This window comes from Paenibacillus sp. FSL M7-0656 (genome assembly GCF_038003225.1).
In the GTDB taxonomy this organism is placed as follows: domain Bacteria; phylum Bacillota; class Bacilli; order Paenibacillales; family Paenibacillaceae; genus Paenibacillus; species Paenibacillus amylolyticus.
In genome coordinates, this window is sequence record NZ_JBBOOT010000001.1 from 6,367,612 (window position 1) to 6,379,243 (window position 11,632).

Genomic DNA, 11,632 nt, shown 5'->3' on the forward strand with positions numbered 1-11,632 from the left:
GTCCTTCTTTTGCAAAAAAATAAGATAAAGATATCGAAGTTGATGGGGGAGAGCACGATGAACAAAAAAGAAATTTCAGCAGGCGGAGTTGTTTATAGAACAGGGGAAGACGGACGTCTTCAAATTCAGCTTATCGTAGATCGTTATGGTAAAACAACTCTCGCCAAGGGCAAAATGGAAGATGGAGAAACAATTGAACAGACGGCACTGCGCGAGATTTTGGAAGAGACAGGTATGGTGGGCCGCATTGTAGAGCCGGTTGATATCATTGCTTACACGTACCAACATGCAGACTTTGGCCCGGTGGACAAGGAAGTTCATTATTATCTCGTTGAAGCCGAGAGTGGTGATCTACAGCCTCAGATTGAAGAAATCAAGGGTGTGGATTGGTATGCTCCGGAAGAAGCATGGTCCTTACAGCAGCAGAGCGGATATGATAATAACGATGATATCTTGCGTGTAGCCCTGAACAAGTTAGGCATTAACGTATAACGCACTATTGTTCGAGTCAGTTAGCCGCGAGCTCTGTGGGTCTGGATAGACAGATCATCAAGCCACGGGTGACTTCGCCGCGGGGGCGTGGACCGGTGGTTTTTTGTGCCAGATTGGCAAGTAACAAAATGGCAAAGCAAGCAGTGAACTGGTGATGTTAAAAAGGGTCTGGGCATGCGCAATCTGTGCCCCGTTGTCCGCTGACAGCCAGGCCGAAGCTGCATGCAGCTGGCCGATCAGCGGCATAAACAGCAACGCTCCCGCAATGTTTAATACAACATGGGAGGCTGCGACAAATTTGCCTGCGGATGCTCCGCCCGCGGCAGCAATCACAGCGGTGATGCAGGTCCCCACATTGGACCCGATCACAATGGCGATGCCGATCTCCACAGGCAATACCCCTGTGGCTGCCAGCGTAATCGCCATGCTAATGACAGCTGCGCTGCTGTGAATGAGCGCTGTCAGACAGGCACCTGCCAGGAAGCCCCACCACAAGCTGTCGGCCGAGCGGTCGAGAAACCATTGAAATACGCCCATGCTCCGCAAGGGTAAGGCAATGGATTGCATCACCTGAATGCCTGTCATAACAAGTGCAAATCCCGCAGCTGCGAGGAAACTGTACTGGATGTTAAACAGAGTCTGACGCGTGCGTTCAGGAGCGGCCAGATTGCGTTCACCAAGAACAACAAACATGGCCCAGCCCGTTAGCGACAGGACGAGTAGCGGTAGGGAAGCACGTCCGATCTGCAGTCCCACCAGCTCCGTCGTCAGGCATGTCCCGATGTTGGTGCCGAGGATGATGCCAAGTGTTCGTCCATAGGTAATTAATCTGGCATTAGCCAGTCCAATGGTGAGTACGGTGACCGCAGTACTGCTCTGTAACAGGGCCGTTGCACCTGCACTGAAGGCCATGCCTTTCCATGGAGCAGAGGTGGCACGATTGAGCCAATCTGCCAACATGGGCCCTGCCATGCGCTGCAAGGCCGTTTCCATCAGCTTCATGCCACCAAAAAAGATAATAAGCCCATAGAGTAAGGGCAATATAACATCTCTAAACATAGAAATATCATTCCTTCCGTCCGGTTCCTTAACTCATCCTATGAGTAAGAAAAGACAACCATGACAAGCCTAAAGGAATTCAGAGGGAAGTGACCTAAATTACCCCACCCCAATTCGAAAGATACGGTGATTCGTGCAAACGTAGTGGAGGGGACGAAATCGAATCTGAAGAAGCGAAGCGTGCGCCTTTGTCTCCGGATTTTCCCTTTAAAAAAGGGAATCAAAAAAATCTGGAGACAACAGCGATCAGAAGATCGATTCGTAACCGGAACGTCACTTAACTGCCCCACCCCAATTCGAAAGATACGGTGATTCGTGCAAACGTAGTGGAGGGGACGAAATCGAATCTGAAGAAGCGAAGCGTGCGCCTTTGTCTCCGGATTTTCCCTTTAAAAAAGGGAATCAAAAAAATCTGGAGACAACAGTGATCGGAAGATCGATTCGTAACCGAAACGCCACCTACGCGCCGCACCAAACCTATCTTTTGAACTATTAAATTAAAGGAAGTGGATCTTCGTACCGAAACGCCACCTTGCGCATCAGTTACTATTAAATTAAAGGAAGTGGATCTACCTTGCCATCAGTTACACTCGAACGCAGTCGCAAAAAGCGGCTTGAACATGCACATCCATGGATATTTAACAATGAAATTGCCTCTGTTGACGGAAACCCGGAACCGGGAGATCTGGTCAATGTATTGAATCATCAAGGTCGCTATCTGGCGACAGGATATTACAATCCCGCATCTCAAATCACTGTAAGAGTTGTAGCGTATCAACCTCTGGAGTCCGAACAGATGGACACCGCGTTTTTTGCAGCTCGTTTCCGCGATTGTTTGCGTCATCGGGAACGTTTTATACAGGATGGCGAGGCATACCGGCTCGTTTACGGAGAAGCTGATTTTCTACCAGGATTGATCGTTGACCGTTTCGGTAGCATCCTCGTTGTACAGTTGCTTACACTTGGCATGGATCGTTGCCGTGAAGCCATCGTACAGGCACTCATTGAAGTAATGCAGCCGGAAGGCATATATGAGCGCAGTGATGTCTCGATTCGTGAACTGGAAGGTTTGGAGCAGACCAAAGGTCCGCTGCATGGAGAGTGCCCACGGCATGTCACTGTTACAGAGAATGGACTACTCATTAAAGTGGATATCGTGGAAGGGCAGAAGACAGGTTACTTCTTCGACCAACGTGAGAATCGTGCAGCCATCGAACCGCTCATGAAGGGTTGGGGCTACAAGAGTGGAATCACACTTCAAACGACTGAGCAGGATGGCACAGAGCAGCTCTTGCCTGTGAATAAAAGCGGTAAGGTAGTTACATTCCCATATTGGGATGGTGCGACTGTTCTGGAGTGTTTCTCACACACGGGTAGCTTTACGTTGAATGCTTGCAAGTATGGAGCCAAAAAAGTGACTTGTCTTGATATTTCGGAGCATGCCATTGAGAGTGCACGAACAAATGTGGAGCTGAACGGTTTCACTGACCGGGTCGAGTTCGTAGTTGCTGATGCATTCCAGTACTTGCGTGAACAAGTGAAAGGGCTGGATGAACGTACACGTGCACGTGCAGGCGAACAGAAAGTGGATACATCCAAAGCGCTTGCAGCTGGCGGTAAAACATTTGATGTGGTCATCCTTGATCCTCCTGCATTTGCCAAAACGAAATCAGCAGTTAAAGGTGCATGTCGTGGTTATAAAGATATCAATCTGCAAGGAATGAAACTGGTCAATGAGGGTGGATATTTGGTAACAGCCAGCTGTTCGTATCACATGCGTCCAGACCTCTTCCTGGATACGATTGCCGATGCAGCGGAAGATGCAGGCAAAGTGCTTCGTTTGATCGACTGGAAAGCAGCTGGTAAGGATCACCCACAAATTTTGGGCGTGGATGAAGGACATTACCTGAAATTTGCTATTTTCGAAGTGCGCAGTAAAAAGAATTAATCGTATGATTTTCGTTCCAATCAAGTATAGATCAAGTCAAAAGTCCACAGTGTGATAGCTGCGGGCTTTTTGCTGTTTTGCTGTGTTAACGGAGATGATCTCCGGTTTTACCGGATAGTGGCAAACGTATGTTCCGAACCAAGTCAGATATGTTATACTGGGAATTAAAATCTTGTACGTGTGGTTTGGAGGATTAGACATGTCCGTTCGTTTTGTTATTGGCCGGGCAGGCAGCGGAAAAAGCTTGCTGATTACCCGGGAAATTACATCCCTGCTTCAAAAGGAGCCGCAAGGCACACCTTTGATTTTACTCGTTCCCGAACAGAGTTCTTTTCGAACAGAGCAGGCATTGGTTTCTTCTGGAGCAATTAAAGGTACCATGCGTGCAGAAGTGCTCGGCTTTCGCCGTCTAGCCTATCGTGTAATGCAAGAAGCAGGTGGTTCTGCTCGTATTCCGATCGGAGCCGAAGGCAAAAAGATGCTGCTCTACAAGGTCATCCAGCGCCGTAAGGAAGAATTAAAGCTGTTTGGTGCATCCGGCAGCCAGCTGGGTTTTATAGGCGAATTAAATGACTTATATAGTGAATTTAAACGTTATGAAGTTGATCCGTCATTGCTGGAAGAAGGGATGTCTGGAGGGAATACCTCATCCACTTCGCCGATTCTGGAGGACAAGTTGCATGACTTGAATCTGATATATCGTGACTATGAACAGGAATTGACCCATTTATATATTGATGATGAAGACACGTTGACCGAGCTGACAGATCGTTTGTCGGAAAGTGCATTGCTGCAGGATGCCCAGATCTGGATTGATGGTTTTCAGGGATTCACACCACAGGAGATGAGTGTGATCGGTCGGCTGATGTTGCAGTCCTCTTCCGTGACGATTGCCCTGACATTGGATCGTCCTTATGATCACGGCGCACTGCCTGGAGAACTGGAACTGTTTTATCCCACGGCAAGTGCCTATGCGCGTCTCAAAGGGATGGCTGACGAACTGGGTGTACCGAGCGATATAACCGTGCTAGATTCGGAGATTCCACCGAGATACAAGGATCGTCCGGGACTTGCTCATCTGGAGGCTGGTTTCGACCGCCGAATTCGTTGGAAAAGTGATGGCCTTAATTCCGGAATCCGACTGGTTGCAGCGGAGAACCGACGAGCTGAGATGGAGGGAGCACTGCGTGAGATGCGGCGCCTGGCACAAAACGAAGGTGCGCGTTATCGGGACATGGCGGTACTTGTTCGTCAGTTGGATACCTACGCTGATATAGCTGAACCTCTATTCAGGGATTATGACGTACCCGTCTTTCTGGACCGCAGAAGAAATGAACTTCATCATCCATTATCCGAGTTTATCCGTTCCGCACTGGATATTGTTCGGCGCCACTGGCGTTACGAGGATGTATTTCGCTGTGTCAAAACGGATCTGCTGCTTCCGCGTGATGGTTCCATCACTCGTGAAGATATGGACCAGCTTGAGAATTATGTACTGGCTTGTGGTATTCACGGGTATCGCTGGACTGACGGCAAACCGTGGAAGTATGTACCAAGCCTGTCGCTCGAAGACAACGGTCAGGATGGCCGTAGTCGAGGACGGGACCAGATGCTTTCTTTAATGGAGAGCTGCCGAACGGTCATTACAGATTCCTTGGGTGTTTTTGAGAAACGAATGAAAAAGGCAAAGACAGCTAAAGCCCAGTGCGAGGCACTATACAGATTGCTGGAAGATGCTGAAATCCCATGGAAGCTGGATAACATGTCTCCTGAAGCTAAGGCACAAGGTGACCCCGAACGGTCGAGAGAACATCGGCAGATGTGGGGAGCTGTGCTGGATTTATTGGATCAGATGGTCGATATGATGGGGAATGAACGGCTGGATATCACGCTGTTTGCCGGGATGATTGAGACCGGATTGACGGAACTGAAGCTAGGTCTGGTACCACCAGCACTTGATCAGGTATTGGTTGGTTCTATGGACCGTACACGACTTCAGGACATCAAATACGTATTTATCCTTGGCGCGGTTGATGGTGAATTACCTGCCGTACCTCAGGATGATGGCGTATTAACGGAACTGGAGAGATCGTTACTGACGGAAAGAGGCGTGGCGCTTGGACCAGGTGCAACAAGGCAGATGCTGGATGAACGTTTCCTGATCTATACGGCACTTACAGCGGCAAGCAGCCAGTTGTGGCTGAGTTACCCGGTTGCTGATGATGAGGGGAAAGCACTGCTTCCTTCCGAGATTGTCCGTCATGTACGGAAGATGTTTGGTTTACAAGAACAGCCATTGCTCGCTCAACCGCCGGTTGCGAACTCGGAAGAAGCGCATTGGTCCTATGTCACCCATCCGGGTCAGAGTCTGTCAACGCTCATTGGACAATTGCGCAAATGGCGCCGCGGAGAAGACATCCCTGAAATGTGGTGGGCGGTCTACAATTGGCATGTATCTCGAGAGACAAGCAGACCTCAGCTGGAACGGTTGATGGGATCAATCTTTTATCGTAATCGGGCATTACCACTACGTACAGTTACCAGTCGCAGACTGTATGGTACAGAGGTGAGGACGAGTGTCTCGCGAATGGAGCGGTTCGTCGCTTGTCCGTTCTCCCATTTTGCTTCGCATGGGCTGCGTCTCAAAGAACGGCAATTGTACCGCCTTCAGGCTCCTGATATCGGACAGCTGTTTCATGCTGCACTAAGCCAGTTGGCTATGCGATTGCGCGAAGAAAATCGTAGTTGGGGCAGTTTGACTCCAGACCAATGTCGTCAGGAAGCCGAGCAAACGGTGGAGCAGATTGCACCACAGCTGCAAGGGGAGATTTTGCTAAGCACCAAGCGATACGGTTATATTTTCCGCAAATTGAAGGACATTGTTAGCCGGGCATCGGTTATTCTTGGTGAACAGTCCAGACGTGGAAGTTTTGAACCGATTGGATTGGAGCTTGATTTTGGGCCCGATAAAACACTGCCGCCACTACGTTTTGAACTGGAGAACGGCTGTGTGATGGAGATCGTGGGTCGAATTGACCGTGTAGATGTCGCAGAAGGAGAGAATGGTCTGCTCTTGCGTGTCATTGACTATAAATCAAGCCAGACGGACCTCAAGTTACATGAAGTGTACTATGGTCTGTCATTGCAAATGCTCACCTATCTGGAGGTGCTGCTTAGTGCTGCCGAAGAATGGCTTGGGGAAACGGCGATGCCGGGAGGAACGTTGTATTTCCATGTGCATAACCCGCTGTTGCAATCCGCAAACGGCATGACATCAGAGCAGGCAGGACAAGAACTGCTGAAACGGTTCAAAATGAAAGGTTTGCTACTGGCGGATCGGGACGCAATTGCTCAAATGGACAACACCCTGGATAAGGGGTATTCAGCTATTATTCCAGTTGCTCTTAAGGCGGACGGAAGCTTTTATAGCAGCGCCGCTGTAGCTACGCCAGAGCAATGGGATACGCTGCTTGCTTCAGTTCGCAGTAATATCCGCGAGATTGGTACCCGGATTACGGATGGGGATGTGGCCATTGAGCCTTATCGTATTCAGCAGGAAGTGGCGTGCACGTTCTGTCCATATAAGCCTGTTTGTCAGTTTGATGAGAATATAGAAGGAAATGAGTATAACCTGTTGTCCAAACCGGGCAAACAGCAAATCTGGGATATGTTATCTCACACCAAGGGAGGGGAAACATCATGACGAATATGCCAAAACCGGAGGGTAGCTTCTGGAGTGATGACCAGTGGAGTGCCATCTCGGAAAGCGGAGAAGACATACTGGTTGCCGCAGCGGCGGGATCAGGCAAGACAGCCGTGCTGGTTGAACGAATTATTCGCAAGATCGCAGATCCCTCCCAAGGATACAGTGTGGATCGTTTACTTGTAGCTACGTTTACCAAAGCGGCCGCCGCCGAGATGAAACAACGGATTCGGGAAGCGTTGGAACGTGCGCTGGAAGAACAGCCTGGAGAAGAGCATCTGCGTAAGCAGCTGTCGCTGCTTGGACGGGCATCTATTACAACGTTGCATTCATTCTGTATGGAAGTCATTCGCCGTTATTATCAGCAAATTCCGTTGAACCCGGCTTTCCGTATCCTGAATGAAAATGAAGCGGAAATCATGCGGCAGGAACTGCTTGAAGAACTATTTGAGGAAAAGTATGGCGAAGAAGATGAAGGGAGTACATTCCGCGAATTAGTAGACTGGTTCAGTGGAGAACGAAACGATGATGCGATGCATCGACTGGTGCAACGTTTGTATGATTTCTCCCGCAGTCATTCCTGGCCGGATCATTGGCTCTCAGAGATGGCGTCTGCTTTTCAGGTGGAAAGTGTAGAGGCACTTGGACATTCAGCATGGGTTCAGAGTATTTTGCGTGATGCGGCTCTTGCTTTGAGTGGTGCAGCAGGATTGCTTCGTCAAGGCATTCATATTTCCATGCAGCCTGAAGGTCCGGCACCTTATGCAGATACGTTAAAAGAAGACCTGGTGATGGTAGAAGAACTGTTGTCTGCGGTTGAGATTATGCCATGGGAGAGGTTGCCTGAAGTGTTTCAACCCGCTGCATTTGGCAAACTGAAACCTTGCAAGAAAGATCAGACGGACCCTGCTTTACAAGATCAGGTGAAGGAACTCCGTGAGGCCGCGAAAAAGGCAGTTACCGACCTGAAAGGTTCATTGTTCGGAAGAAGTGCGTTTTCGTTCTGGCAGGAGCTGGAGCAAGCAGCACCACTCATGCAGGAGTTGTCGAGGTTGGTTAGTACATTTGGAGAACGTTATCGACAGGCCAAACAGGAACGTGGGCAAGTTGACTTCAGTGATCTGGAGCATTACTGTCTTCACATTTTGCGACATGAGGATTCAACGCCTGAACAGTCGATGCCTTCCGATGCGGCTATGGAGTACCGTTCGCGATTCGATGAAGTGTTGCTTGATGAATATCAGGATACCAATACGGTTCAGGAAGATATCGTGAAGCTCATCTCCAGAGAAAACCCGGGTAACCGATTCATGGTCGGTGATGTCAAACAGAGTATCTACCGTTTCCGATTGGCTGAGCCGGGTCTGTTTATGAACAAGTATCGCCAATATGGAGCGAGCACACGTGAAGATGGAATAGTGGAAAATCGTCTGCATCGTGCAGGTCAACGTATTGATCTTGCGCGTAATTTCCGCAGTCGTGCGGAAGTCGTGCATTCGGTCAATATGATATTCCGGCAACTCATGAACGAAGGTGTGGCAGAGATTGCTTACGATGAACGAGCTCAACTGGCATATGGGGCTACCTTCCCGTCAGAGACGCTTGGCGATGAGGCGTATACACCTGAACTCATGCTGGTCGATCGTCAGGGTGGTGGTCCTGATCTGACAGAGAGTACGGATGAGAATGGGGATGCAGCGGTTTCCGCAGAACTGGAGAGTGCCGAACTCGAAACAGCACAGTTGGAAGCGCGGGCGATCGCAAGGCGTATTCGTGAGATGGTTGGGGATACGGACAAACCTGCCCTCCATGTATATGACAAAGCCCTGCAAACGATGCGCCCGGCACGTTACGGTGACATGGTCATCTTGCTGCGTTCGACCTTGATGTGGGCTCCGCTCATGATAGAGGAGTTCAGACAGCAGGGAATTCCTGCTGGAGGAGAACAGAGCAAGGGCTATTTTCAGGCTACAGAAGTGGAAATCATGATGTCTCTGCTTCAGCTTGTTGATAATCCAAGGCAGGATATTCCGCTCGCTTCCGTGCTTCGTTCCCCGATTGTTGGACTGGATGAAGAGGAACTGGCACAGATTCGGCTTGGTGACAAAAGACAGTCATTCTATGATGCGGTTATATCGGCTGCGGGAGATTGGAGCGATTCCTCCACTAATGCCGTACAACAATCCCGGCAGGATAATCATCCTGATTCCAATATGGTCCAGTTGCAGTGGCCGGAAGCCTGGTCAGAGATGGAACAGGGACAGCGGGAGACAGCAGCTTCAGTCGAGGCAGAGATCCTGGATGATGTCTATGAATCCGATGTGCATACAGATGGAATGCAAGATGCTGGTGTTGCGGGACATGCAAGTGAGGATCCGGGCATAACGGAGATCTCAGGCTCGGAGTTACAGCAAAAGTTAATTCGTTTTATGCGTCAATTGGAGCAGTGGAGACTTGAGGCAAGACAAGGCAGTCTAAGTGAACTGATCTGGCGTATGTATCGGGAAAGCGGGTATTTGGACTGGGTTGGTGGTCTTCCAGGAGGACTGCAACGTCAAAGTAATCTTAAGGCATTGTACGACCGCGCACGACAATATGAGGAATCAACTGCGAATCGCGGCTTGTTCCGTTTCCTGACCTATGTTTCCAGACTGCGGGAAAACGGGGAGACCTCGGAACTGTAGCAAGTAGCTCTGGTGAGCAGGACAACGCCGTACGTATCATGACGATTCACCGGAGTAAGGGTTTGGAGTTTCCAATTGTCTTTGTCGGTGGCATATCCAAGATGTTTAATCAGCAGGACTTGAACGCACCGTTTCTAATGCATAAGGAACTGGGATTTGGTCCGAGGTTTGTGGATCGTGAGAACCGGGTTGCCTATCCTACATTAGCCAATCTGGCGATTCGTCGTCGTGCGCAATTTGAACTGCTTGCTGAAGAGATGCGTGTGCTGTATGTTGCGTTGACCCGTCCCAAAGAGAAAATGATTTTGCTGGGTACTGTAAAAGATGCCGCGAAAAAAGCGCTCGCGTGGTCTCAGGTCAAGGATAGCCCTGAATTGGCATTGCCAGACTATCTGCTTGCTGCTGGACGGAGTTACCTGGACTGGATTGGACCATCCCTGATGAGACATCCAGATGCGGCTGTGCTGCGTGAACTTGCTGGAAGCAATGATTCGTTCTCAGCTTGTCTTGCAGATGATCAATCACGATGGGCGATCTCTATTATTTCCGCAGATCAGGTATCCCGTGACCATGTGGTAGATCTGACACTCGGAGAAGAAGACGGGATAAATGAGGTACGGAAAGAACGAATTGCTGCACTAAAAGCCGTCCAACCCGTGAAGTTGGTTACATCTTCAACTGTAGAAGAGCTGACGAAGAGTGCACAAGATACGGCTAACCAAAACATTGGAGATGAAGGTGCAGACATAGTAGCTCTTCAACAAGAGGAGACACGGCTGATCAACGAGGTTGATCAACGACTTTCATGGACGTACCCCTATGAAGCAGCAACTCAAGTAGCAGCCAGTACATCTGTCACGGAGTTGAAAACGTTACTTGCGATGCAGGATATCCAGTCCGTAGAGGTGATGGAGGAACTGGGAGAACAGTCCGAGAAATTATTGGCTCACAACAACTCAGAAATCAATTACACCAAAGATGAAGCAGGCCATGTACTACGTGGCGTATCCGATGAATCTAACGAGCGTGAGACTGGATCACGGACAGATTCAAACGGTACGGTGAACCTTCCGGATGCGGGATCTGCAGGTACGTCTTTCAAACTGCACCTGCGTCGTCCCAAATTCATGGAGGCAACGCAGTTGACAGGGGCAGAACGGGGGAACGTGTATCATACGTTGATGCAGCATCTTCCTATAGATGGATCATCTGTTGATTCACAACTTATTGAACAGACAATTGAGCGATTGATTAAGCTTCAGATTTTGCTGCCCCATCATGCTGCGGCTATCGAACCTGAAGAACTGGCCGGATTTTTCAATACAGAACCAGGGAAAGAATTATTGCGTGCAGCGTGGGTGAAACGGGAGATTCCGTTTGTGTATGGACTTCCGGCACATCAGTCTCCTGTGGAATGGCTACATGAACGGGCGGCGAACTCAGATATGCAGATAATAAATGAAGATAGCAAAATGCAGGCAACGATTGAAAATGAAACCGTGCTTGTACAGGGGATTATCGATTGTCTGTATGAGGTGGACGGCGAGCTTGTCTTGCTTGATTACAAGACGGATCGGGTATTGGAGCATCGTGGTGGTTTGGATGAACTCACCAAAAATTATCGCTTCCAGCTAGATCTGTATGGACGGGCCATTGAAGATATATTGGGTCGGAAAGTTGACCGGAAATGGCTGTACTTTTTTGATGGTGGACATGCAGTGAAATTGTAAAAGATCGGAATTTAAA

The 11,632-nt window shown here is 49.3% G+C and carries 4 protein-coding genes and 1 pseudogene; 4 read left to right on the forward strand and 1 reads right to left on the reverse strand.

Features of this window, described 5'->3' with window-relative positions:
• The first annotated feature begins 57 nt into the window (after positions 1 to 57).
• On the forward strand, positions 58 to 492 hold the full coding sequence (locus tag MHI01_RS27890; protein ID WP_036615070.1) for an NUDIX hydrolase: 435 nt from the start codon (positions 58 to 60) through the stop codon (positions 490 to 492).
• A gap of 57 nt (positions 493 to 549) precedes the next feature.
• Here the strand turns inward: MHI01_RS27890 and MHI01_RS27895 are convergent, their stop codons facing one another.
• Positions 550 to 1,551: a Na/Pi cotransporter family protein gene (locus MHI01_RS27895; protein ID WP_076250688.1), complete on the reverse strand. Its 1,002-nt coding sequence runs from the start codon at positions 1,549 to 1,551 to the stop codon at positions 550 to 552.
• A 574-nt stretch (positions 1,552 to 2,125) separates the two neighbouring features.
• On the opposite strand from MHI01_RS27895, the gene MHI01_RS27900 reads away from it, so the two are divergent.
• The 3 genes and pseudogenes from MHI01_RS27900 (at position 2,126) to addA (ending at position 11,616) form a co-directional block, all read left to right on the forward strand.
• Positions 2,126 to 3,499: a class I SAM-dependent rRNA methyltransferase gene (locus MHI01_RS27900; protein WP_340984613.1), complete on the forward strand. Its 1,374-nt coding sequence runs from the start codon at positions 2,126 to 2,128 to the stop codon at positions 3,497 to 3,499.
• A 199-nt stretch (positions 3,500 to 3,698) separates the two neighbouring features.
• Complete coding sequence (gene addB, locus MHI01_RS27905) at positions 3,699 to 7,202, forward strand: helicase-exonuclease AddAB subunit AddB (protein WP_340984614.1); 3,504 nt, start codon at positions 3,699 to 3,701, stop codon at positions 7,200 to 7,202.
• Positions 7,199 to 11,616 (forward strand): annotated as a pseudogene (gene addA, locus MHI01_RS31070) (helicase-exonuclease AddAB subunit AddA). Before addB ends, addA begins: the two are co-directional and overlap by 4 nt.
• Positions 11,617 to 11,632 lie beyond the last annotated feature (16 nt).

What these genes read in the sequence shown, in the direction of transcription:
- MHI01_RS27890 (WP_036615070.1), top strand. Translation starts at nt 58, where the DNA reads ATGAACAAAAAAGAAATTTCAGCAGGCGGAGTTGTTTATAGAACAGGG.
- addB (WP_340984614.1), top strand. Translation starts at nt 3,699, where the DNA reads ATGTCCGTTCGTTTTGTTATTGGCCGGGCAGGCAGCGGAAAAAGCTTG.
- MHI01_RS27895 (WP_076250688.1), bottom strand. Translation starts at nt 1,551, where the DNA reads ATGTTTAGAGATGTTATATTGCCCTTACTCTATGGGCTTATTATCTTT.